We start from the raw sequence: 21,584 nt of genomic DNA, 5'->3' as shown, positions 1-21,584 counted from the left end.
CTGACAGACTGTCGATGAAGGCTTACCGGACGACGACCACGGAGGCGGCGCAGTGTCGGACACGAGGACCCCTGCGCAGATCGAGGCGGACATCATCAGCAGGCGTGATCAGCTCGCGGTGGTGCTGGACGAGATCGGCGTACGGGTGCACCCGAAGACGATCATGGATGACGCGAAGGCCAAGGTGGCGGCCACGGTGGACCGGACGGCCGGGCGCGCGTTCGTCGCGGTGAACCGGACGGTGTCGGACGTGAAGGCGCAGTTCGTGGCGGAGGACGGCTCGCCCCGGCTGGAGCGCGTGATCCCGGCGGCGCTGGTGGTGGCCGGCGCGGTGGCGCTGCTGACGGTGTCCTCGCGCCGGAAGAAGCGCTGAGCACCAACCCCGGTGGGTGTCCGCCGCCCCGTCGCGGCGGCACTTTTCGTGGTGCCCCAGGGGCGTGCGCGGGGTGGGGGGCCAGGTAGGTTCGGGGCGTGAGCGAGAACACCGACGACAAGCTGCCCATCCGGATGCTGCACGACCGTGTGCTGGTCCGTACCGACTCGCCCGAGGGCGAGCGGCGTTCCGGCGGGGGCATTCTGATCCCCGCTACGGCGGCGGTGGGCCGGCGGCTGGCCTGGGCCGAGGTGGTCGCGGTCGGCCAGAACGTACGGACCGTGGAGCCGGGGGACCGGGCGCTGTACGACCCGGAGGTCGAGGTCCGGGGCGTGGCGTACGTGCTGATGCGGGAGCGGGATCTGCACGCGGTGGCGGCGGACCGCTTCCAGGGCTCGGTGGACTCGACGGGGCTGTACCTGTAGGACCGGCCGGTCGCGGACCCCCTTGTCCGAGAGGGGGCCGGGAAGGGCCCGAGAAGGGTCCGAGAAGGCCTGGTGACCGCTGTCACCAGGCCTTTTGCCGGTGCGTGGGTGTTGCTACGGTGGGGGGACCCCGACGAGACGCGCCGTACCGGGTTCCGCAAAGACGACGCACCTGTGTGTTCTGTCCGCGTGTTCGTCGTGTGGAGGTGCCGTCATGGCATGGGTTCTGCTGGTGGTCGCCGGTCTGCTGGAAGTGGGCTGGTCGATCGGGATGAAGTACACCGAGGGGTTCACCCGGCTGTGGCCGAGCGTGTTCACCGGGGCCGGGATCGTGGCGAGCATGCTGCTGCTGTCGCAGGCGGCGAAGTCGCTGCCGATCGGTACGGCTTACGGGGTGTGGGTCGGGATCGGTGCGGCGGGTGCCGCGGTGCTCGGCATGGTGGTGCTGAACGAGCCGGTGACCGCCGCCCGGATCTTCTTCGTCTGTCTGCTGCTGGTGGCGGTCGTCGGGCTGAAGGCGACCTCGGGGCACTGAGGCCGCCGGGTGCCGGATGCCGGGTGACGCCGCCCGGTGAGGGATCCGCGGCCCGGCTCAGGGACGGGAGTCGAGGACGGGGGCCGCCTTCGGGAGGCCCTCGTCCCGCTGTTCCTCCGGGGCCCCTTCCCCCGGCTGTTCCAGGAAGGCGTGTTCCCCCGGCTGTTCCGGGAACGCGTGCCGCTGGTCCTCCTGGCGGGGCGCGTCCGACGCGGGGGAGGCCGTCGCCCCGCCGGCGGGGGTCTCGCCCCGGGGGGTGCGCGGCGCGTCGGTGGGCGCGGGGGCCGTGGACGGCTTCGTACGGGGGTGGTCTCCGGTGGAGCGTGGTGAGGGGGACGCGCTGTCGCCGCCCACGGCTTCCTCGGTGTCCCCTTCCGGCTCCTCGGGACCGTCGTCGGCCTCCAGGTCGAAGTCCTGTACGGCGCTGCCCTTCAGCGCTGCCCGGGTGTAGGCGCCCCAGGTCTCGGCGGGTGCGCCGCCGCCGTTCATCCGGGCGAGCCCGAGGGCTCCGTACAGCGGTTTCTGGATACCGGTCTCGGGGTCCTGGCCCATGACGGCGATGACGGTGGCGAGGTCCGGGGTGTAGCCGGCGAACCAGGCCGCCCGGTCGTCCTCGGCGGTGCCGGTCTTGCCGGCTGCGGGCCGGCCCGCCGACTGGGCGGCGGTGGCGGTGCCGCCCTTGACGACGCTCAGCAGGACGGAGGTGGTCGTGTCGGCGGCCTCGCGGCTGATGGCCCGGTGGGTGTTCCGGGTGGGCAGGGGGAGGTCGGTGCCGTTCTTGCTGATCTTCACGACGAGGGTGTGGGCCCGCTGCCTGCCGTGGTCGGCGAGGGTGGCGTAGGCGGAGGCCATGTCGAGGACGCTGGCGGTGGCCGGGCCGAGGGCGATGGAGGGGGTGGCGCTGAGGTCGGGGGTGGTCTCGGGGATGCCGAGGGCGACCGCGGTGTCCTTGACCTGCTGGGGTCCGACGTCCTGGGCCATCTGGGCGTAGACCGCGTTGACGGACTTGTCGGTGGCCTCGCGGACGGTGATGGAGCCGTAGTCGACGTCGTCCTCGTTGGCGGGGGAGTAGCCGGTGGATCCGGTGGCGGCCTGGACGGTGCGCTTGTTGGTGCCGTCGTAACGGGTGTTGGGGGTGATGGCCCGGCCGCCGTGGGTCTTGGAGCCGTTGGCGAGGGCGGCGGCGAGGACGAAGGGCTTGAAGGTGGAACCGACCTGGAAGTCGCGGCGGGTGGCGTTGTTGACGAACTGCCGGGTGTAGTCGATGCCGCCGTACAGGGCGACGACGTGCCCGTCGGAGGGGTTCACGGAGGCGCCGCCCGCGCGGACGTTGCGGTCGGCGTCGCGCTCGTCGCTGGTCTTGGACAGGACGTTGTCCTCGACGGCCTGGACGAGGGCGTCCTGCTTGCTCTTCTGGAGGGTGGTGACGATGCGGTATCCGCCGGTGGCGAGGGTGTCCGCGTCGATGATCTTGTTGGTGGTGAGGTAGTCCTCGACGGCCTGGACGACGTAACCGCGCTGGCCGGAGAGGGCGGTGCCGGGCTGGGCCTTGACGGGGACGGGGAAGTCCAGGGACGCGCGGTCGGAGCGGCTGAGCCAGCCCTCCTTGACCATGCCGTCGAGTACGTAGTTCCAGCGGGCGAGGACGGCGTCCTTGTTCTCGGGGTGGGCGACGACGTCGTAGTCGCTGGGGGCGTTGAGCAGGGAGGCGAGGTAGGCGCCCTCACCCGCGTCGAGGTCTTCGACGTCCTTGGCGTAGTAGGCGTGGGAGGCGGCCTGGATGCCGTAGGCGTTGCGGCCGAAGTAGCTGGTGTTGAGGTAGCCCTCCAGGATCTCGTCCTTGCTCTGCTCGCGGTCGAGCTTGATGGAGATGAAGAACTCCTTGGCCTTGCGGACGACGGTCTGCTCCTGGCCGAGGTAGTAGTTCTTGACGTACTGCTGGGTGATGGTGGAACCGCCCTGGCGTCCCTTGCCGGTGACGGTGTTCCATCCGGCGCGGAGGGTGGCGGAGACGTCGATGGCGTTCTCGGAGTAGAAGTCCCGGTCCTCGGCGGCCAGTACGGTGCGCCGGATGGTGAGGGGGACGCGGCTCAGCCGGACGTTCTCGCGGTTGGTCTCTCCGTCGCGGGCGACGACGTTCTTGCCGTCCGCGTAGAGGTAGACGTTGGACTGGGCGGTCGCGGCCGCGTTGGCGGCGGGGATGTCGACGAGCTGGTAGCCGACGAGGAAGCCGCCGACGAGGAGTACGGCGAGGAGGAGGACGCCGCCGAGGGTCATGCGCCAGGTGGGTACGGCCCGGCGCCAGCCGGTGCGTTTGGGGCGCTTGCGGCGTTTCGTGCGCCCCTTGCCCTCGGACGCGCCGTCCGCGTCGTCGTTCGCACTGGATGCGCCGTCCGCGCCGTCCGCGCCGTCCGCACCCTCCGCACCGGACGCGCCCTCCGCGTCGCCGGACGCGCTGTCCGCGTCGGCCGGTGTGTCCTGGGGGCCGTCCGGCGTATCCGAGGCCCCGGGGGTGTCCGGCGCCGCGTCCTGGGCGTTCTCGGCGTCCGGGGCCGGCTTCTCGGAGGGGTCCCGGGGGGACCGGCCCTCGGGACCCTGCCGACCAGGGTCTCCGCTGTGCTGCGGTGGCTCATGGCTCATGACGTGGGGACTCCTCGACTGCGGACAGTTATCCCATAGTGCACTTTTTGTACTGATAACCCCGGGATCCCTACCGGAAATGCGGTCGCGGCTCCTTCATCCGGTGGACTACCGTCGTGCGCTTTGGTCCGTCGTGCGGGAGGAGGAGGGGGCGTGGTACGGCTCTACGCGGTGGTGGCGGCCGGCGGCTTCCGGCGGCACGCCACCTACCGGGCGGCGACGGCGGCGGGGATCTTCACCAACACGGTCTTCGGCTTCATCGTGGCCTACGCCTACACCGCCCTGTGGGACGTACGCCCTCAGCTCGGCGGCTACGACAAGCCCGAGGCGCTGACGTACGTCTGGCTCGGCCAGGCGTTGTTGATGACCTGCGCGATGCTCGGCGGAGGGTTCGAGGACGAGTTGTCGGAGCGGATCCGTACGGGTGACATCGCCGTCGACCTGTACCGGCCCGCCGATCTCCAGCTGTGGTGGCTGTCGGGGGACCTGGGCCGGGCGGCGTTCCATCTGCTGGGGCGCGGGGTCGTGCCGATGGCGCTGGGGGCGCTCGCCTTCGAGCTGGCGCTGCCGGCCTCGCCGTGGACCTGGCTGGCCTTCCTGGTCTCGGTGGTGCTGGGGGTGGTGGTGAGCTTCGCGTTGCGGTTCCTGGTCGCGCTGTCGGCGTTCTGGCTGATGGACGGGGCGGGTGCGATGCAGATGGCGATGCTCGCGGGGATGTTCTTCTCGGGGATGCTGCTGCCGCTGACCCTGTTCCCGGGGCTGCTGGGCGAGGTGGCGCGGGCGCTGCCGTGGTCGTCGCTGTTGCAGGTCCCCGCCGACGTGCTCCTGGGCAAGCGCACCGGGTGGGGCCTGGCGGGGGCGTACGCCTTCCAGGCCGGCTGGGCGGTGGCGCTGCTCGGGGCGGGGCGGCTGCTCCAGTCCGCGGCGACCCGGAGGGTGGTGGTCCAGGGTGGCTGAGGCCGAGGTGGAGTCCGGCGTCGGCCTGCGGGCCGGGGAGCCGGAGCCCGCGGCGTGGTCGCGGCCCGGGTTCGACGACCGGTCGCGGCTGCTGGAGGGGGTCCGGGCGTACGGGCTGATCGTGGCGATGTGGTTGCGCTCGACGATGGCGTACCGGGCGTCGTTCGTGATGACGACGCTCGGCAACTTCGTGGTGACGGCGTTCGACTTCGTGACGATCATGCTGATGTTCGCGCACGTGGACGCGCTGGGCGGTTACACGCTGCCGGAGATCGCGCTGCTGTACGGCACGTCGGCGACCGCCTTCGGGCTGTCGGACCTGCTGTTCGGATCGGTGGACCGGCTGGGCAGGCGGGTGCGGGACGGCACGCTGGACACCCTGCTGGTCCGGCCGGTCCCGGTGCTGGCGCAGGTGGCCGCGGACCGGTTCGCGCTGCGTCGGCTGGGGCGGATCACGCAAGGCCTGCTGGTCCTCGGCTACGCGCTGATGACGCTGGACATCGTGTGGACACCGCTGAGGGTGGTGATGCTGCCGCTGATGGTGCTGAGCGGTGCGGCGATCTTCGGGGCGGTGTTCGTGGCGGGGGCGGCGTTCCAGTTCTTCGCGCAGGACGCCTCGGAGGTGCAGAACGCGTTCACCTACGGGGGCACGACGGTGTTGCAGTACCCGCCGACGATCTTCGCGAAGGAGCTGGTCCGCGGGGTGACGTTCGTGGTGCCGCTGGCCTTCGTGAGCTGGCTGCCCGCGCTGTACGTGCTGGGCCGGGACTATCCGTTGGGGCTGCCCGGCTGGGTGGCGTTCCTGCCGCCGGTGGTGGCCGGGCTGTGCTGGCTGCTCGCCGGACTGGCCTGGCGGACGGGGCTGCGGGCGTACCGCAGTACGGGAAGCTGAGGAGTGGGCATGGACAGCGACTTCATCGAGCTGGACGGCGTCGAGAAGGTCTTCGACGTGCGTCGCAGGACCGGCTTCCTGCGCCGGGAGCGGCGGGAGGTGCGGGCGGTGGACGGCATCAGCTTCCGGGTGCCGCGCGGTGAGATGGTCGGCTACATCGGGCCCAACGGCGCGGGCAAGTCGACGACGATCAAGATGCTGACGGGGATCCTCACCCCGAGCGGCGGGCGGCTGCGGGTCGCGGGGATCGATCCCTCACGGGAGCGTACGAAGCTGGCGCACCGGATCGGGGTGGTGTTCGGGCAGCGGACGACCCTGTGGTGGGACCTGCCGTTGCGGGACTCCTACCGGCTGATGCACCGGATGTACCGGATCCCGGACCGCCGGTTCCGGGAGAACCTGGACCGGTGTGTGGAACTCCTGGATCTGGGCGCTCTGTTGGAGGTTCCGGTACGGCAGTTGTCGCTGGGGCAGCGGATGCGGGGCGACATCGCGGCGGCGCTGCTGCACGATCCGGAGGTGCTGTACCTGGACGAGCCGACGATCGGGCTCGACGTGGTCTCCAAGGCGAAGGTGCGGGGCTTCCTGCGCGACCTGAACGCGGAGCGGTCCACGACGGTGCTGCTGACGACCCACGACCTCACCGACATCGAGCAGCTGTGCCGGCGGGTGATGGTGATCGACCACGGCCGTCTGGTGTACGACGGCGCCCTGGCCGGGCTGCACGAGGTGGGGGAGAGCGAACGCACCCTGGTGGTGGACCTGGAGCGTGAACTGCCCCCGGTCACCCTGGCGTCGGACCCGTCGGTACGGGTGGTCAGGGTGGAGGGCCCCCGGCAGTGGCTGGCGTTCCCGGCGTCGGTGTCGGCGGCCCCGCTGGTGGCGCGGCTGGCGGCGGACTATCCGCTGGTGGATCTGTCGGTGCGGGAGCCGGACATCGAGGCCGTCATCGCGAAGATGTACGCGTCGGACCCCGCTCTATAGGCTGCTGGCATGACAAGTGAACGCCCGGACATGCGTGCCTCCGACGCCGAACGCGAGCGGATCGCCGAGACGCTGCGGGAGGCCGTGGCCGAGGGCCGGTTGCAGATGGACGAGTTCGAGCAGCGGCTCGACGCGACGTACAAGGCCCGCACCCACGGCGAGTTGGAGCCGCTGGTCAGCGATCTCCCGGTGCCGGGCGGGTCCGTGGCGCCGGTGACGGGCCGGGCGCCCGTGCCGGCCGGGCAGCCGGGGGCGCCGGTGGACTGGTCGCGGCGGATCGGCAAGCCCGCGACCTCCTCGGGCGGCTTCGCGTTCTGGAGCGGGTTCAGCCGCAAGGGGAAGTGGACGGTGGGGCGGGTCTTCACCGGGTTCGCGATGTGGGGCGGGGGCGAGATCGACCTGCGCGAGGCGGACTTCGAGGACCGGGAGGTCCACATCCGCTGCTGGACGGTCATGGGCGGCATGCTGGTGAAGGTCGCGCCGGACGTGCACGTCCACGTCAACGGCGTGGGCATCATGGGCGGGTTCGACGAGCAGACGAAGGACGCCGACCTCGGCGACCCCGCCCCGGACGCCCCGCGGGTGCGGGTGACCGGCTTCGCCCTGATGGGCGGGGTCGGCGTGGAGCGCAAGTGGACCAAGGCGCAGCGGCAGCGTCTGAAGGAGGCGGAGCGCGCGCGGCTGCGGCTGGAGAAGGGCTACGAGGACTGACGGATCAGAAGGCGGCCGTCCTGGGGAGCCCGGTGACCGCCTCGGGGCCGATGAGCCGGCCCAGGACCCGGTAGCCGGTGTCGTTGAGGTGGAGCCGGTCGCCGGAGTCGTAGGCGGGCAGGATCCGGTTGGGCGCGTAGGGGTCGCGTACGGCACGGTCGAAGTCCGCGAAGCCGTCGAAGACTTCGCCCGCCCGGATCCGCTCGTTGACCGCCAGGCGTACCGCGTTGCGCTCGGGGGTCCAGGTGGCGTAGCCCTGGAACGGCGTCAGCGTGGTGCCGATCACTCGTAGGCCCTGGGCGTGCGCGCGGTCGGTGAGGGAGCGCAGCCCGGCCACGACGCGCCGGGCGTCGGTCTCCTGGGGGGCCTGCTGTACGTCGTTGATGCCGAGCGCGACGATCACGGTCCTGGCTCCGGCGACGGAGAGCACGTCGCGGTCGAAGCGGTGGGCGCCGGACGGGCCGCCCGCGCCGCCGGGCTTCAGGCTGTCCCGCAGGAGGCGGTTGCCGGCGATGCCCTGGTTGGCGACGCCGTAGCGGTGGCGCAGCCGGTCGGAGAGCACGTCGGGCCAGCGGCTGTCGGTGTCGGTGGTGGAGCGGGTGCCCGCGGTGAGGGAGTCGCCGATGACCACGATCGCGCCGGGGGCGCCGTCGTGGCGGACGTCGACGGCGGTGAGGTAGCGCCAGGCGGTGGTGGGCCAGGTGAGGGCGCCGTCGGACTGGTAGGACGTCTGGTGGGAGCTGGGGTGGAGGGTGACGGGTTCGCCGCCGCGTGCGGCGTGCAGGCCGACGACCAGGTCGGCGTCCGGGGCGACGGGGACGGTCACCGCGTCGCTGACGACCTGCCGGCCGGCGGCGACGGTGACGGTGCGCAGCCCCCCGAAGGTGACCGGACGGGTGGCGACGGTGGCCTGCTCCACGACGAGCGGGGTGGTGCCGAAGAGGTTGGACAGGGTGATGCGGGCCGCGTCGCCGCCGATGCTGGTGTGCACGGTGTTGTGGATGATGCGGCCGGTGTAGCCCTGGGCGGTGTTCGGCTCGGGTTGGGCCGGGGCTCCGGTCCAGGTCACCACCCAGGTGCCGGAGGAGTGGGCGGGTGCGGCGGGGTGCCGGGCCGCGGGTTGTGCCTGTGTCCCGGCCGGCGGTGCCTGCCGTGTCGAGGTCACCAGCGACGTACCGACGGCGACGGCGGCGGCGAGCGCGGCGGTGCCCGCCACGAGGGCGGTGAGCAGGGTGTGTCCCTGGCGGCTGGGCATGGGCGGTGATTCTCCTTGTGGGGTTCTCGCTGATCTCATGATGCGGCAGGGCGCGGGAACTGGACCTGTCGCCCGGGAGTAGGTCAGGCAGGGACAATTGCGTACGGCACGGGGTGACGTGTACGCGGACGGGTGGAGCGGATGGAACAGGACGCGGGGCAGGGCACGGGTGCGGGGTCCGAGGACCACGGCCCGGACGGCGGCGGACCGGGCCGCCCGGGAACGCCGGACGCGCCGCCGCCCGGACCGCGCGAGGTCGGGCCGTCCGGGTCGTCGGGCGGGCTGTCCGGGTCGTCGGGCGGGGCGTCGGACGAATCGGTGGGCGGGCCGGTGGGCGGGTCGCCGGACGGACCGGTGGGCGGTGGTGGCGCGTCGGGGAAGGGGCCCGTGCCCGTCACCGGGGCCGGGGGCACCTTCGGACGGGGGCGTGTGACGACGGGACTCGGCGGGTTCGCGTACACCGCCGCCGACGAGGAGAAACAGCGCGGTGTCCGCCGTATGAAGGCCACGGCCACGGGTCTGCTCCTCCTTGTCGCGCTCGTGTACACCCTCGCCACCTGGGCGAAGAACTCCGGTGTGGGCGGCTGGCCGGGCTATGTCGCGGCGGCCGCCGAGGCGGGGATGGTCGGTGCGCTGGCGGACTGGTTCGCCGTCACGGCGCTCTTCCGGCGACCGCTCGGCCTGCCCATCCCGCACACCGCCATCATTCCCACCAAGAAGGACCAGCTCGGGGCGTCACTCGGTTCCTTCGTCGGCGAGAACTTTCTGTCCGGCGACGTCGTTCGTGACCGGATTCACGCCCTCGGCGTCGGTGCGCGGCTCGGGGCCTGGCTGGCCGAGCCGGCCCACGCCGACCGGGTCACCGCCGAGCTGGCCACCGCGCTGCGCGGTGCCCTCACCGTGCTGCGGGACTCCGACGTCCAGGCCGTGGTCGGCGAGGCGATCACCCGGCGGGCGGACGCCGTGGAGGTCGGTCCGGGCCTCGGCAAGATGCTGGAGAAGGTCGTCACGGACGGCGGCCACCGCAGGGTCGTGGACCTGGTCTGCGTACGCGCCCACGACTGGCTGGTCCTGCACGGCGACTCCGTGATGAACGCGGTGCAGGGCGGGGCGCCCGGCTGGACGCCCCGGTTCGTCGACAAGCGGATCGGGGAGCGGGTCTACAAGGAGCTGCTGCGGTTCGTCACCGAGATGCGGGACATGCCGGACCACCCGGCACGCGGCTCGATCGACACCTTCCTGACGGACTTCGCGGCCGACCTCCAGACGGACCCGGACACCCGCGCCCGGGTGGAGCGGCTGAAGTCGGAGATCCTGGGCCGGCGTGAGGTCCAGGACGTCATCGCCTCGGCCTGGTCCAGTGTCAGGTCGATGATCATCGCGGCGGCCGAGGACGAGCGGAGCGAGCTGCGGATGCGGGCGCGGTCCTCGCTGATGTCGCTGGGTGCCCGGCTGGCGACGGACGAGCGGTTGCAGGCCAAGCTGGAGGGCTGGCTGGAGGACGCGGCGGTCTACGTCGTCACGACCTACCGCGCCGAGATCACCTCGCTGATCAGTGACACGGTCGCCGGCTGGGACGCCGACCAGACCTCGAAGAAGATCGAGGCGAACATCGGCCGCGACCTCCAGTTCATCCGGATCAACGGCACGGTCGTGGGCGCGCTCGCCGGCCTGGTCATCTACACGGTGTCGCACGCCCTGGGGGGCTGAGCCCACCGGACGGGAGCGGGCCCGTCGCCGGTGGCGCACCCCGTGGGTGGGCCGGTGAGGCGGTGGGGCCCACCCGCCGTTCTGGTGGGCCCGTCGCCGGTGGGCTACCCCACCGTGAGGTGTAGGCCCGTACGCCGGTGAGGTATCCCACCGTGAGGTGCCGGGCCCGTACGCCGGCGGGCGCACCCCGTGCGGTGGCTCAGGCGCCGCGGCGGGTGACGGCCCAGGACGCCGCCGCGACGCCGCCCGCCACGGTGAACACCGCGGGCCAGGCGCCGATCTTCTTGGCCAGCGGGTGCGATCCGGCGAACGCCGCCACATAGGCGACGGTCAGACCGGCGGCCGCGCGGGCGCCCGCCCGCCGGTTCCACTCGTAGGCGGCCACCGACCCGGCGGCTGCCAGCGCGACCCCGCCCAGCGGGCGCTTCTTCGTCCACCGGGCGACCCCGTAACCGCCGACGAGCCCGCCCGCCGCCACCGCCGCTGCCGGAATCTTCGCCATCCCCGCCACCTTCGCTCTCTTCGTTACCGATGCGTTCCTGATGCGTTCCTGACGCGTTCCCGGCCGATGGGCCGTTCCGTTCGACGGATACGTTCCCCGCCGACGGATACGTTCCCGATCGACGGATCCGAGGCTAACGCCCGGCTTCCGGGGCCCTCGCCGCCCAGGGGGTGTACAAGCGTTTACCCTGTGGGGGTGAACGCTTGTACACCCCCTCTGCGTACGGAGACCCGATGACCGCACCCGCCCCGGCCGCCGCCCCCGGCCACCCCCGATTCGCCCTCGGCGTGCTGGCCTTCTGCGGTGTCGTGGTCGCGATCATGCAGACCCTCGTCGTGCCGTTGCTCCCGCACATACCGGAGCTCACCGGCGCCACCCCCTCCGCCGCGAGCTGGCTGGTCACCGTGACCCTCCTCACCGGGGCGGTGTTCACCCCCGTCCTCGGCCGGGTCGGCGACATGTACGGCAAGCGGCGCGTCCTGCTCGTCTCGCTGGGCCTCCTCGTCGTCGGTTCGGTGCTCTGCGCGGTCAGCTCGGACATCGGCGTCCTGATCGCCGGACGCGCCCTGCAAGGGGCCGCCATCGCCGTGGTGCCGCTGGGCATCAGCATCCTGCGCGACGAACTGCCGCCCGAGCGGGTGCTGTCGGCGGTCGCGCTGATGAGTTCCTCTATGGGCATCGGCGCCGCGGTCGGCCTGCCCATCGCCGCCGTGGTCATCCAGAACTTCGAGTGGCACACCATGTTCTGGGTCTCCGGCGCCATCGGACTCCTCGACATCGTCCTGGTGCTCCGCTGCGTCCCCGAGTCCTCGCTGCGGACCCGCGGCCGCTTCGACGTACCGGGCGCGCTCGGTCTGACCGCCGCACTGGTCTGCCTGCTCCTCGCCGTGACCCAGGGCGGCGGCTGGGGCTGGACGTCGGCGCGCACCCTGGGTCTGCTGGTGGCCTCGGTCGTCATCGCGCTGGTCTGGGGCGCGTACGAACTGCGGGCGCGCACCCCGATGGTGGACCTGCGGGTCTCGGCCCGCCCCGCCGTACTCCTCACCAACGTCGCCGCCCTGCTGATCGGCTTCGCCTTCTACGCCAACTCCCTGGTCACCGCACAGATGGTGCAGGAGCCCACGTCCACCGGTTACGGGCTCGGCGCCTCCCTCGTCGTCAGCGGGCTGTGCCTGCTGCCGGGCGGGGTGACGATGGTGCTCCTGTCACCCGTCTCGGCCCGGATCTCCGCCAAGCACGGCCCGAGGACCAGCCTCGCGCTCGCCTCCGCCGTCATCGCCGCCGGATACGGCGTGCGGTACTTCACCAGTCACAGCCTCTGGCTGATCGTCGCGGGTGCCACGGTCGTCGCGGCCGGGACGGCCATCGCCTACTCGGCGCTCCCGGCGCTCGTGATGCGCGGTGTCCCGGTCGGTGAGACGGGCGCCGCCAACGGCCTGAACACCCTGATGCGCTCGGTCGGCCAGGCGTTCTGTAGTGCCGCGGTGGCCGCCGTACTGGCCAACATGACGTTCGTCGCGGCCGGGCGTACGGCCCCGACCCTGGGCGCCTACCAGCTCGTCTTCCTGATCGCCGCCGTCGCCGCGGTACTCGCCCTGGTGGTGACCCTGTGCATGCCGAAGGGGGCCGTCGATGAGGGTACGGTCGAGAAACGACGCAGGAGCACCGGCCGTACGAGCGCGGTGCCGATCCAGGAGAGCACATGACCGCCCGAGCCCCCGCGGCAGCGCCACCGGCGGAAGCCACCACGGGCAGGGACGCGATCCTGCGCGCCGCCCGGCGGGCGTTCACCCAGCGCCCGTACGCGGAGGTCACCATCCGGGGCGTCGCGGCCGACGCGGGGGTCAGCGCCTCCCTGGTCGTCAAGCACTTCGGCCGCAAGGAGGAACTGTTCAACACGGTCGCCGACTTCGGTCCGGCCGCCGACGAGCTCTTCGACGCCCCGCCGGACCGGCTCGGCCGCCACATGGTCCTCACCCTGGTGCACCGCCGCCGGGAACGGCAGACCGACCCGCTCCTGCGCGTCGTCTTCTCGCTGGGCAACCACGACGAGCGCTCCCTGCTGCGCGACCGCTTCCAGGCACAGGTCACCGGCCGCCTGGCCGCCCTGCTGCCCGGCCCCGACGCGGACCTGCGCGCGGAGCTGATCGCTGGTCAGCTCCTGGGCCTGGGCGCCACGTTGAGCCTGCACCGCACGGGAGCGGGCGCCCTCGCCACGCCCGAACACCTCGCGGACCTGTACGCCCCGGCGCTACAGAAGCTGGTCACGGGCTGAGCGGGGCGGCGGGTAGGGTCTGGGGCACCTACGAGGGGGGCCTCATGTCTGTCCGTACCGCTCTGCGTTCCGTGATACCGGTCGTGGTCCTGGGCGTCTGCCTGTCCGGCTGCTCCCTGCTCAGCTCCACTCCCGAGCCGGGCGCGAGCGCCGCCGGCCGGCCGAGCGTCTCGGCGGAAGCGGCGGATTCCACCGAAGCGGCCAACTCCGGGGCGGGCGCGCCCGATGGGGACACCGGTGGGGGCTCGGGCGAGCCCGCGCCGACCCTGGTCCGGGACGCCTTCGCCGGACTCCAGGCGACGCTGGACGACACTTGTACCCCCGGCGCCGGGGACTGCGCCGACTTCCTGGGCCGGGTCAACGACGAACTGGACCGCCTGGACAAGGCGATGAAGGCCGATCCGCAGGGCCCGGACCACTTCAAGGAGCCCGTGGCCTGGATCACCGGCCTGCGCACCACCCTCGGTGAGGACGTCTCCACGCCGAACCTGGAGAAGCACCGGGACGCGCTGGTCGGCACCCGGGACCGGGTCAACACCTGGATGCAGGACCACCCGGAGGACTACCGCTGACTCCGGCCCGTCCGGGAGCGCCGGCCCCGATCCGCTCGGGGCCACCGGCGCCGGCCTGGATCAGCGCCCGGGGTGGGCCAGGATGCCCAGCAGGCGGGTGACCTCGGTGGCGACCGCGTCGCGTGCCGGGCCGAGGTACTTCCGGGGGTCGGCCACCTGGGGGTCGGCGTCCAGGCGGGCGCGGACGGCCGCGGTGAACAGCTTGTTCAGGTGGGTGGAGATGTTCACCTTGGTCATGCCGGCCGCGACGGCCCCGGCCAGTCCGGTGTCCCCGACGCCGGACGAGCCGTGCAGGACCAGCGGGACGTCCACGGCGTGGCGCAACCGGGAGATCAGCGCGAAGTCCAGGGCGGCGTCCCGGGTGAGCATGGCGTGGGAGCTGCCGACGGCCACGGCCAGGGCATCGACCCCGGTGGCGCGCACGAACGCCCGCGCCTCGTCGGGATCGGTCCGTACGCCGGGGGCGTGCGCCCCGTCCTTGCCGCCGATCTCCCCGAGCTCCGCCTCCACGCACACCTCACGCTCGTGGCAGTACTCCGTGACGGCGCGGGTCGCGGCGACGTTCTCCTCGTACGGCAGCGTGGACGCGTCGAACATGACCGAGGTGAAGCCCAGTTCGACCGCCTGCCGCACCAGGTCGGCCGATTCGGCGTGGTCCAGATGGACGGCCACCGGGACGTCCGCCGCGCGCGCCAGGGCGAGGCCGGCGAGCCCGATCGGCTCCAGCGATCCGTGGTAGCGGGCGGTGTTCTCGCTGATCTGGAGCACCACCGGCAGCCCGGCCGCCTCCGCCCCGCCGACGATGGCCTGGGCGTGTTCGATCTGGACCACGTTGAAGGCCCCGAGGCCCGTCGCGGCGGTACGGGCGTCCCGGGCGAGAGCACCGGTGGATATGAGCGGCATGGGCTTCCTTCGCAGGTGCGTGAATCCTGGCGGATGATGCTCGAAGTTGCTCATTTATAGCGCGCTTGAAGCAGATTGAAAAAGATGTGGGGAGGCGGCGGGGAAGCGCGGCCGCCCCCGGCGGGTGAGGGCCGGGGGCGGTCGTCGTGATGTTCGTGCGGGTTGTGCGGTTCGCGCGGGGCGTGCGGGTGAGGCGTGTGGTCCGGGCGAGGCGTGTTACTCGCAGGCCACGCCGTCGCCGTCCCGGTCGAGGTGGGAGGCGTAACCGGGCTCCCCGCGGTGGATGGGGGCGGCCCCGGCGGCGCGTACGGCGGTGCAGTTGGCGTAGTAGGTGCTGCCTCCGCCGCCGCCCCCGCCGGATGACGAGCCGTTGGACGACGAGCCGCCGGAGGACCCGCCGCCCGACCCCGACGAGCCGTACGGTTCGCAGCCCACCCCGTCGTTGTCCCGGTCCAGATGGGCCGCGTAGCCGGGCTCCCCGCGGTGGACGGGCGCGGCACCGGCGGCCCGCGCGGCGTCGCAGTTCTCGTAGTACACCGAGGGCGCCTCCGTCTTCCGCGCGGGCGTCGGCGTCGGCTTGGGCTTGGCCTTGGGCGCCGGGGGCGGGGTGGGTGTGGGGGACGGCGTGGGTTCGCTGACGGTGACGCGGACGACGGCGACGTCGGTGATCCCCTTACCGCCCTTCACCGCGACCCGGTAGGTGAACTCGTCCTCACCGCTGTATCCGGCCTTCGGGGTGTACGTCAGCGAGGTGCCGTCCACCGCGGCGACGCCCTGCCCCGGCGGGACGTCCACGGTGAGGGTGAGGTGGGCCGGCCCGAGGGTGTCGAGGAGCGGCCCCTCGGCGCCGTCCTCCCCGGTCACCGAGTCGTTGACGAGGGCATCGACGGTGATCCGCTCGCCGGCGCGGGCGGTGGTGGTGTCGTCGGTGAGCGCCAGTCGGCGTTCCGGGGTGGGCGAGGCGGACGCCGTGGGCGAGGAGTCCGCCACGGCCTTGGCGTCCTGGGTCCCGTCTCCCTCGCATCCTGTCAGGGCCAGTGCCAGGACGGCGGCTGCCGCCGGCATCCGGAGCGGGCCGCGCGTCGTTCTTGAAGTCATGGGTCCCCCAAGGCGTTCAGCCATGTTCTGTGCGGTGGAAAGCGTGATGTTCGCAGGGGCGGTCGGACGGGGTGACGGCCTCGGGGGAAAGGAAGCGGAATCGTGATGAAAGCGTGGAGGAATGGTGGCTTCCCTCTGAAGGGTCGGCCCCGTGATCCACATGCGGAGGCGCGGCCGTGGCCTGACCATCGGGGGTACGGGCGGTGGCCCGGTCGCGCCGTGGCCCTCTCGGGCCGGTTCTCCCTTCCGGGCGCACCGGACCGCCTCCCGGCCCGCCCCTGGGGGGAACGGAGGTACGGATGCCACGGCCCCTGTGGACCGGAGCGATCAGCTTCGGACTGGTCACGATCCCGATCAAGGTCGTCTCCGCCACCGAGAACCACTCGATCTCCTTCCACCAGTACCACCTGGAGGACATGGGCCGTATCCGCACCCGCAAGGTGTGCGAGCTCGACGGCGAGGTCCTGTCCCAGGACGAGATCGGCAGGGGGTACGAGGTGGCCAAGGGCAGGACCGTGCCCGTCACCGACGAGGAACTCGACCGGATGCCGCTGCCGACGGCCAAGGCCATCGAGATCGTCGCCTTCGTGGACGCGGACAGCGTCGATCCGGTACGGATCGGTGACAGCTACTACCTGGCGGTCGACGGACAGGTCGCGGCCAAGCCGTACGCCCTGCTGCGCAAGGCGCTGGAGCGCAGCGAGAAGGTCGCCGTCGCGAAGTTCGCCTGGCACAACCGGGAGCGGCTCGGGCTGCTGCGGGTGCGGGACGACGCGATCGTGCTGCACTCCATGCGGTGGCCGGACGAGATCCGCAGCCCGGAGTCCCTGGCCCCCCGGGACGTCGAGCTGGAGGAGGACGAGATCGACCGGGCCGTCCAGCTCACCGACAGCATGGCGCTCGACGGCATCTCGGGCTTCAAGGACCGCTACCGGGAAGCCCTGGAGGACCTGATCGCCGCCAAGTCCGAGGGCAAGGAGCTGCCGGAACCGCGCGAGGGCGAGGAGGAGGAATCCGGAAAGGTCATGGACCTGATGGCGGCGCTCAACGCCTCGGTGGACGCCGCGCGGGAGTCCCGGGGCGAGGAGGCCGGGGGCGAGGGCGCGACGGTGCACGAGATGAAGCCCGGCACCCGCAAGCGGGCAGCGAAGAAGACCGCGAAGAAGACCACGAAGGCGGACTCCGGGAAGAAGCCGGCCAAGAAGGCGGCCCCGAGGAAGCGCACGGCGTCCTGAGGGGTGGGCGGTTCCGGGCCCGGAGCGGTACGGGCCCGTCGCCGTCCTCATGTCTCCAGGTCGTCCGGTGCCAGGTCCGGGCGTAGTCGGTGCCAGGACGGTTGGCGGAGGCGGCCCGCCCGGGTCCGGGTCGAGTAGCGGACCTCGCCCACCAGCCTCGGCAGCACCCACCGAGCACCGGCGACCCGTGGCACCGTGTCGAAGGGGCAGACGTCCGTCGCGGCCACCCGCAGCAGCTCGGCGAGCCTGCCCCGTTCGGCGTCGCTCCACCCGGTGCCGACGCTGCCCGCGTACCGCAGCCCGCCCTCGTGCCGCTCCCCGACCAGCAGTGCCCCGGGCAGCCCGCCCAGCCTGCCCCGGCCGGGCACCCAGCCGCCGACCAGGACATCGGCCGTGCGGGCGTGGCGGATCTTGATCCAGGCCCGCGAGCGGATGCCTGGTTCGTACACGGAGTCCAGCCGTTTGGCGACGACCCCCTCCAGCCCCGCCTCCCGCGTCATGTCCAGGGCCCGTGTGCCGTGGCCGACGACCACCGCGGGCGTCGACCACCGTGGTCCGGCCAGCCCGAGCCCCTCCAGCGCGGCACGGCGTTCCCGGTAGGTCTGCCCCACCAGGGGTGTGCCCCGCAGGAACAGGGCGTCGAAGAGGACCAGATGGGCGGGAACCCGCTGCGCCGCACGGGCCGCCTTCGCGGGCGATCCGGAGAGCCCCATCCGCGACTGGAGACGCTCGAAATTGCTGCGCCCCTGGCTGTCCAGGGCGACGATCTCGCCGTCCAGCACCGCCGGTACCCCGCCGAGCGCGTCCCCCAGCCCGGCCAGGTCCGGGTAGGCGGCCGTGATGTCCGTCCCGGAACGGGCCCGCAGCTCGACCGTGCCGTCGCCCGGCAGATAGATCACGGCCCGCTGCCCGTCCTGCTTCACCTCGTACGCCCACCGGTCGTCGACAGCGGGGGAGGGAAGGCGGCCGGGCGTGGCCAGCATCGGGGCGAACCGGGGCAGGGTGGGCATGGCAGCACCCTCTCAGCAGAGGGCGACGGACGCCGTCAGGCGCACCCCGCCCGAGGACTCGGTCCGGCCGTCGCCGGGTCCGCGCCGTGGCGCTCATCCAGGGACAGGTTGTCCCCGGATGGGCTGTGCCTTCATCCGGGCGCGCGGCAGGCGGATCGTCGGTGTCGGCGGAAACTCCGCCCGGGGCGCGCCACCACGGCCCCGCCGATCCTCCAGGAGTCTTCGATGAGCCGGAACACCACGATCGCCCTCGTCACCGGCGGGAACCGGGGGCTCGGCCGGGCCACCGTCCTCGCGCTCGCCGGGCAGGGCACCGACGTGATCCTCACCTACCGGTCGAACGAGGACGAGGCGGCGGCCGTCGTCGAGGCCGTCGCCGCGCTCGGCCGGACCGCCGTGGCCCTGCGGCTCGACACCACCGAGTTCGGCGCCTTCCCCGACTTCGCGGCGTCCGTCCGCGAGGCGCTCCGTGTCACCTGGGACCGCGAGACCTTCGATTTCCTCGTGAACAACGCCGGATCCTCCGTGTCCACCCCGGTCGGGCGGACGACCGTCGAGGCGTTCGACCTCCTGGGGAACGTGCACTTCAAGGGCGTCGTCTTCCTCACCCAGGAACTGCTGCCGCTGCTCGCGGACGGGGGCCGTGTCATCAACCTGTCCACCGGTCTCACCCGGTTCTTCGGCGAGGGATACGCGGTCTACGCGTCGTTCAAGAGCGCGGTGGAGACGTACAGCCGCTATCTGGCCCAGGAGCTCGGTGGGCGGGGCATCAGCGTCAACGCGGTCGCCCCGGGCCCCGTCGCCACGGACTTCGGCGGCGGCAGGCTGCGCGACGACGAGCAGGTCCGCGCGCATCTCGCGGGTCAGACGGCCCTGGGGCGGGTCGGGGAACCCGAGGACATCGGCGGCGTGATCGCGGCCCTCCTCGCCCCCGGCACCGGCTGGATCAGCGGGCAGCGCATCGAGGCCTCCGGCGGATCCCGGCTGTGAACCCCGGCGCCCGGCGGGACCCGGTGGCGGGGCCGGAGGCCGGACGGCTTCCGTGCGCGGACCCCGGCAACCCGCCGGTCCCGGCGGCGCCTCCGGGTACGCGCGGCGGCGGGAGGACAATCACTCCCATGGACCGTGCACAACTCGCCGACTTCCTGCGCACCCGGCGCGAGGCGCTGCAACCCGAGGACGTCGGCCTTCCCCGGGGCGCCCGCCGCCGTACCCGGGGCCTGCGCCGCGAAGAGGTCGCCGTCCTCTGCGGTATGTCCGCCGACTACTACGCCCGCATCGAGCAGCGGCGCGGCCCGATGCCCTCCGAGCCGATGCTCGCCGCCCTCGCCCGAGGCCTCCACCTCACGCTGGACGAACGCGACCACCTCTTCCGTATGGCGGGCCACAACACCCCCAGCCGCCGGCCGGACACCGACCATGTCCCGCCCGGCATGATGCGCGTACTCGACCGGCTCCAGGACACCCCCGCCCAGGTCGTCAACTCCCTGGCCGAGACGCTGGTGCAGACGCCCCTCGCCGTCGCGCTGGTCGGTGACGAGACGGGTTTCACCGGGATGGACCGCAGCCTGGTGTACCGCTGGTTCACCGACCCGTACGCGCGCCGGATCTACCCCGAGGACGATCACCCGATGCACAGCCGGCTCCTCACCTCCGAGCTGCGCACCGCCTACTCACGCCAGGGCGCCGACTCCCGCGCGGGCCGCATCGTGGACGCCCTGCTGGACCGGAGCGAGGAGTTCGCCGCCCTGTGGAGCGCCCATGAGATCGGCGTACGGCGCGAGGGCGACCGCAAGCGGATCCGCCACCCCGAGCTGGGGGTCCTGGACCTGCGGTGCCAGGCACTCTACGACGCCGACCAGGCGCAGGGGCTCCTCGTCTTCACCGCCACCCCCGGCACCGAGAGCCACGAGAAGCTGGGCCTCCTCGCCGCGGTCGGCGACCGTGACCCGCGCCGCTGAGACCGGGCGTCAGCGGCCCGGCGGCACGGGCGCCGTGAACGTGACACCGGCGGCCGGGACGGTCACCTCGGCGTCCGAGCCGAGCGCCCAGGCGGCGACCCGCGCGACCACGGCGGCGGGAACGGCCTCGCTGATGCCGGGCGCGGCCGGTACGTCGTGGGTGGCATGGGCGTCGTACGGCAGGACCACCCGGTAGCCGTGGGCCAGGGCGGTACGGGCCGTCGCCTGTACGCACATCTCGGACATCAGCCCGCAGACGGCGACCGACCGCACCCCGGCCCCGGTGAGCAGGGCGCCGAGCCGCGTCTCCTGGAACCCGTCGTCGTGCTCCTTGCGGACCACGGTCTCGGTGGGGCCGGTACGGACGGGGTGGTGAAGGCCCCAGCCGGGTGTACCGGGCGCGTCGTCCGCTCCGGGCGGCCCGTCGTTCTGTACGTGCACGACGAGCGCCCCGCCCCGCCGCGCCCGGACGATCAGATCGGCGGTCCGGTCCACCAGTCGGTCCGCCTCGGGCAGCGCGCCCTCCCCGGTGACGAATGCCGTCTGGACATCCACCACGACCAGCGCTTCCACGGGATCCGCTCGGTTCTCCACGGCACCATCCTGGCCGCCCGCGCCTCGCCCGTCACCCGTATATAGACGGGCGTCGTACGTGGAGGGGGTCGGCGCCGTCCGGGCGCCCGCCGTGAGCGGGCGACCGGGGAGTCCCCGGTCGCGGCCCGTTGCCGGTGCCGATGAGGGCCGCGTGATGCAAAGCTGAGCAAAGCAGACATATGACCTTCCCCTGTGCGTGAGGAAAGGGACGACATGAAGATCGCGGTGCTCGGCGGGACCGGGCTCATCGGCTCACGGGTCGTGCGGGAGATCACGGAGGCCGGACACGAGGCCGTGTCGCTCTCCAGGTCCGGCGGTGTGGACCTCCTGACCGGGGAGGGGCTGGCCTCCGGCCTCGAAGGCGCGGACGCGGTCGTCGACGTCACCAACTCCCCGACCTTCGACGAGGACGCGTCCGCCTTCTTCCGGACGACGACGGAGCACCTGCTCACGGCCGCCCGCGACCAGGGCGTCGGCCATGTGGTGATCCTGTCCATCGTGGGCGTGGACCAGGTTCCGGACCTCGACTACTACCGGGCCAAGGTGCTTCAGGAGGAGGTCCTCAAGGCCGGTCCGGTCCCGTATACGATCGTGCGGGCCACGCAGTTCTTCGAGTTCGTGGACGCCATCATGTCCTGGTCCTCCGACGCGGAGACCGTCCGTCTGCCCCCGACCCCGATGCAGCCGATCGCGGCGGCGGACATCGCCCACGCCGTCGCCGACGTGGCCGTGGGGCGTCCGCTCCGGGCCACCGTCGACGTCGCGGGCCCCGATGTGTTTCCCCTCGACGAACTCGGCAGGATCACCCTCGCCGCGCGCGGCGACGAGCGCGGCGTCGTCACCGACGACACGGCCGGGATGTTCGCTGCGGTCCCGGACGACGCGATCATCGCCGGGCCGGACGTCCTGATCGCCCCGACCCACTACCGGGACTGGCTGGCCGGCTGACCTG

General features: G+C 72.6%; 22 protein-coding genes and 1 riboswitch. Of the genes, 15 read left to right on the top strand and 7 right to left on the bottom strand.

All coding sequences use genetic code 11. The annotated features are described in order from the left end of the window. Positions 1–52: 52 nt before the first annotated feature. The 3 genes from B9S64_RS11470 to B9S64_RS11460 all read left to right on the top strand — a co-directional run bounded on the left by B9S64_RS11470 (position 53) and on the right by B9S64_RS11460 (position 1,333). Complete coding sequence (locus B9S64_RS11470; protein WP_103493989.1) at positions 53–373, top strand: DUF3618 domain-containing protein; 321 nt, start codon at positions 53–55, stop codon at positions 371–373. A gap of 98 nt (positions 374–471) precedes the next feature. After that, on the top strand, positions 472–798 hold the full coding sequence (locus tag B9S64_RS11465) for a co-chaperone GroES (protein WP_103493988.1): 327 nt from the start codon (positions 472–474) through the stop codon (positions 796–798). Between the two features lie 108 nt (positions 799–906). Then, a riboswitch (guanidine-III (ykkC-III) riboswitch) is annotated at positions 907–971 on the top strand. Between the two features lie 41 nt (positions 972–1,012). Further along, positions 1,013–1,333, top strand: a complete 321-nt coding sequence (locus B9S64_RS11460) for a multidrug efflux SMR transporter (protein ID WP_103493987.1) — start codon at positions 1,013–1,015, stop codon at positions 1,331–1,333. Positions 1,334–1,390: 57 nt separating this feature from the next. Here B9S64_RS11460 and B9S64_RS11455 read toward each other — a convergent pair whose 3' ends face one another. Beyond that, positions 1,391–3,973, bottom strand: coding sequence for a transglycosylase domain-containing protein (locus tag B9S64_RS11455; RefSeq protein WP_103493986.1), 2,583 nt, complete (start codon positions 3,971–3,973; stop codon positions 1,391–1,393). A 153-nt stretch (positions 3,974–4,126) separates the two neighbouring features. Here B9S64_RS11455 and B9S64_RS11450 point away from each other — a divergent pair, with 153 nt between their 5' ends. The 4 genes from B9S64_RS11450 to B9S64_RS11440 are packed head-to-tail and all read left to right on the top strand — an operon-like array spanning position 4,127 to position 7,517. Next, positions 4,127–4,930: an ABC-2 family transporter protein gene (locus tag B9S64_RS11450; RefSeq protein ID WP_103493985.1), complete on the top strand. Its 804-nt coding sequence runs from the start codon at positions 4,127–4,129 to the stop codon at positions 4,928–4,930. Between the two features lie 25 nt (positions 4,931–4,955). Next, positions 4,956–5,822, top strand: coding sequence for an ABC transporter permease (locus B9S64_RS34460; protein ID WP_258038099.1), 867 nt, complete (start codon positions 4,956–4,958; stop codon positions 5,820–5,822). A gap of 9 nt (positions 5,823–5,831) precedes the next feature. Beyond that, positions 5,832–6,806, top strand: coding sequence for an ATP-binding cassette domain-containing protein (locus B9S64_RS34455; RefSeq protein WP_164350847.1), 975 nt, complete (start codon positions 5,832–5,834; stop codon positions 6,804–6,806). Between the two features lie 30 nt (positions 6,807–6,836). Then, the gene (locus B9S64_RS11440; RefSeq protein WP_181012481.1) at positions 6,837–7,517 is read left to right on the top strand and encodes a DUF1707 domain-containing protein; all 681 of its coding nucleotides are present in this window, start codon (positions 6,837–6,839) and stop codon (positions 7,515–7,517) included. A 4-nt stretch (positions 7,518–7,521) separates the two neighbouring features. Here the strand turns inward: B9S64_RS11440 and B9S64_RS11435 are convergent, their stop codons facing one another. Next, the gene (locus B9S64_RS11435) at positions 7,522–8,772 is read right to left on the bottom strand and encodes an SGNH/GDSL hydrolase family protein (RefSeq protein ID WP_103493983.1); all 1,251 of its coding nucleotides are present in this window, start codon (positions 8,770–8,772) and stop codon (positions 7,522–7,524) included. A 141-nt stretch (positions 8,773–8,913) separates the two neighbouring features. On the opposite strand from B9S64_RS11435, the gene B9S64_RS11430 reads away from it, so the two are divergent. Next, positions 8,914–10,482: a DUF445 domain-containing protein gene (locus tag B9S64_RS11430; RefSeq protein ID WP_103493982.1), complete on the top strand. Its 1,569-nt coding sequence runs from the start codon at positions 8,914–8,916 to the stop codon at positions 10,480–10,482. Between the two features lie 199 nt (positions 10,483–10,681). On the opposite strand, the gene B9S64_RS11425 is transcribed toward B9S64_RS11430, so the two are convergent. Next, positions 10,682–10,984 (bottom strand): hypothetical protein, encoded by a 303-nt coding sequence (locus tag B9S64_RS11425; RefSeq protein ID WP_103493981.1) that lies wholly within the window; start codon positions 10,982–10,984, stop codon positions 10,682–10,684. Between the two features lie 233 nt (positions 10,985–11,217). Between B9S64_RS11425 and B9S64_RS11420 the strand changes: the two genes are divergently transcribed. The 3 genes from B9S64_RS11420 to B9S64_RS11410 are packed head-to-tail and all read left to right on the top strand — an operon-like array spanning position 11,218 to position 13,831. After that, positions 11,218–12,690 carry an MFS transporter gene (locus B9S64_RS11420; RefSeq protein ID WP_103493980.1) on the top strand — a complete coding sequence of 491 codons (1,473 nt, stop codon included), beginning with the start codon at positions 11,218–11,220 and terminating at the stop codon, positions 12,688–12,690. Then, complete coding sequence (locus tag B9S64_RS11415; protein WP_103493979.1) at positions 12,687–13,259, top strand: TetR family transcriptional regulator; 573 nt, start codon at positions 12,687–12,689, stop codon at positions 13,257–13,259. Before B9S64_RS11420 ends, B9S64_RS11415 begins: the two co-directional genes overlap by 4 nt. A 44-nt stretch (positions 13,260–13,303) precedes the next feature. Beyond that, entirely contained in the window at positions 13,304–13,831 is a 528-nt protein-coding gene (locus B9S64_RS11410) for a hypothetical protein (protein WP_103493978.1), read from the top strand. A gap of 60 nt (positions 13,832–13,891) precedes the next feature. On the opposite strand, the gene B9S64_RS11405 is transcribed toward B9S64_RS11410, so the two are convergent. Together B9S64_RS11405 and B9S64_RS11400 are read right to left on the bottom strand one after the other, a co-directional pair. Beyond that, positions 13,892–14,734, bottom strand: a complete 843-nt coding sequence (locus B9S64_RS11405; protein WP_103493977.1) for a class II fructose-bisphosphate aldolase — start codon at positions 14,732–14,734, stop codon at positions 13,892–13,894. A 216-nt stretch (positions 14,735–14,950) separates the two neighbouring features. After that, positions 14,951–15,832: an excalibur calcium-binding domain-containing protein gene (locus tag B9S64_RS11400; RefSeq protein WP_103493976.1), complete on the bottom strand. Its 882-nt coding sequence runs from the start codon at positions 15,830–15,832 to the stop codon at positions 14,951–14,953. A gap of 299 nt (positions 15,833–16,131) precedes the next feature. Here B9S64_RS11400 and B9S64_RS11395 point away from each other — a divergent pair, with 299 nt between their 5' ends. After that, positions 16,132–17,067: a Ku protein gene (locus tag B9S64_RS11395; protein ID WP_103493975.1), complete on the top strand. Its 936-nt coding sequence runs from the start codon at positions 16,132–16,134 to the stop codon at positions 17,065–17,067. Positions 17,068–17,114: 47 nt separating this feature from the next. Here the strand turns inward: B9S64_RS11395 and B9S64_RS11390 are convergent, their stop codons facing one another. Then, positions 17,115–18,077, bottom strand: coding sequence for an ATP-dependent DNA ligase (locus B9S64_RS11390; protein ID WP_103493974.1), 963 nt, complete (start codon positions 18,075–18,077; stop codon positions 17,115–17,117). 225 nt (positions 18,078–18,302) lie between these two features. Between B9S64_RS11390 and B9S64_RS11385 the strand changes: the two genes are divergently transcribed. Both B9S64_RS11385 and B9S64_RS11380 read left to right on the top strand, forming a co-directional pair. Then, positions 18,303–19,067, top strand: a complete 765-nt coding sequence (locus B9S64_RS11385; RefSeq protein WP_103493973.1) for an SDR family NAD(P)-dependent oxidoreductase — start codon at positions 18,303–18,305, stop codon at positions 19,065–19,067. A gap of 128 nt (positions 19,068–19,195) precedes the next feature. Continuing rightward, positions 19,196–20,038 (top strand): helix-turn-helix transcriptional regulator, encoded by an 843-nt coding sequence (locus B9S64_RS11380; protein ID WP_103493972.1) that lies wholly within the window; start codon positions 19,196–19,198, stop codon positions 20,036–20,038. 9 nt (positions 20,039–20,047) lie between these two features. On the opposite strand, the gene B9S64_RS11375 is transcribed toward B9S64_RS11380, so the two are convergent. Then, positions 20,048–20,632 carry an isochorismatase family protein gene (locus B9S64_RS11375; protein ID WP_103493971.1) on the bottom strand — a complete coding sequence of 195 codons (585 nt, stop codon included), beginning with the start codon at positions 20,630–20,632 and terminating at the stop codon, positions 20,048–20,050. 213 nt (positions 20,633–20,845) lie between these two features. Between B9S64_RS11375 and B9S64_RS11370 the strand changes: the two genes are divergently transcribed. Further along, entirely contained in the window at positions 20,846–21,580 is a 735-nt protein-coding gene (locus tag B9S64_RS11370; protein WP_103493970.1) for an SDR family oxidoreductase, read from the top strand. The last annotated feature ends 4 nt before the right edge of the window (positions 21,581–21,584 follow it).

This window comes from Streptomyces sp. SM18 (assembly GCF_002910775.2).
GTDB lineage: Bacteria > Actinomycetota > Actinomycetes > Streptomycetales > Streptomycetaceae > Streptomyces > Streptomyces halstedii.
This window is presented reverse-complemented; position numbering and strand designations above follow the sequence as displayed.

Excerpts from the sequence above, each read along its gene's own strand:
- B9S64_RS11460 (WP_103493987.1), top strand. The coding sequence starts at position 1,013 with ATGGCATGGGTTCTGCTGGTGGTCGCCGGTCTGCTGGAAGTGGGCTGG.
- B9S64_RS11455 (WP_103493986.1), bottom strand. The coding sequence starts at position 3,973 with ATGAGCCATGAGCCACCGCAGCACAGCGGAGACCCTGGTCGGCAGGGT.
- B9S64_RS34455 (WP_164350847.1), top strand. The coding sequence starts at position 5,832 with ATGGACAGCGACTTCATCGAGCTGGACGGCGTCGAGAAGGTCTTCGAC.
- B9S64_RS11440 (WP_181012481.1), top strand. The coding sequence starts at position 6,837 with ATGCGTGCCTCCGACGCCGAACGCGAGCGGATCGCCGAGACGCTGCGG.
- B9S64_RS11435 (WP_103493983.1), bottom strand. The coding sequence starts at position 8,772 with ATGCCCAGCCGCCAGGGACACACCCTGCTCACCGCCCTCGTGGCGGGC.
- B9S64_RS11430 (WP_103493982.1), top strand. The coding sequence starts at position 8,914 with ATGGAACAGGACGCGGGGCAGGGCACGGGTGCGGGGTCCGAGGACCAC.
- B9S64_RS11425 (WP_103493981.1), bottom strand. The coding sequence starts at position 10,984 with ATGGCGAAGATTCCGGCAGCGGCGGTGGCGGCGGGCGGGCTCGTCGGC.
- B9S64_RS11420 (WP_103493980.1), top strand. The coding sequence starts at position 11,218 with ATGACCGCACCCGCCCCGGCCGCCGCCCCCGGCCACCCCCGATTCGCC.
- B9S64_RS11415 (WP_103493979.1), top strand. The coding sequence starts at position 12,687 with ATGACCGCCCGAGCCCCCGCGGCAGCGCCACCGGCGGAAGCCACCACG.
- B9S64_RS11410 (WP_103493978.1), top strand. The coding sequence starts at position 13,304 with ATGTCTGTCCGTACCGCTCTGCGTTCCGTGATACCGGTCGTGGTCCTG.
- B9S64_RS11405 (WP_103493977.1), bottom strand. The coding sequence starts at position 14,734 with ATGCCGCTCATATCCACCGGTGCTCTCGCCCGGGACGCCCGTACCGCC.
- B9S64_RS11400 (WP_103493976.1), bottom strand. The coding sequence starts at position 15,832 with ATGACTTCAAGAACGACGCGCGGCCCGCTCCGGATGCCGGCGGCAGCC.
- B9S64_RS11395 (WP_103493975.1), top strand. The coding sequence starts at position 16,132 with ATGCCACGGCCCCTGTGGACCGGAGCGATCAGCTTCGGACTGGTCACG.
- B9S64_RS11390 (WP_103493974.1), bottom strand. The coding sequence starts at position 18,077 with ATGCCCACCCTGCCCCGGTTCGCCCCGATGCTGGCCACGCCCGGCCGC.
- B9S64_RS11385 (WP_103493973.1), top strand. The coding sequence starts at position 18,303 with ATGAGCCGGAACACCACGATCGCCCTCGTCACCGGCGGGAACCGGGGG.
- B9S64_RS11380 (WP_103493972.1), top strand. The coding sequence starts at position 19,196 with ATGGACCGTGCACAACTCGCCGACTTCCTGCGCACCCGGCGCGAGGCG.
- B9S64_RS11370 (WP_103493970.1), top strand. The coding sequence starts at position 20,846 with ATGAAGATCGCGGTGCTCGGCGGGACCGGGCTCATCGGCTCACGGGTC.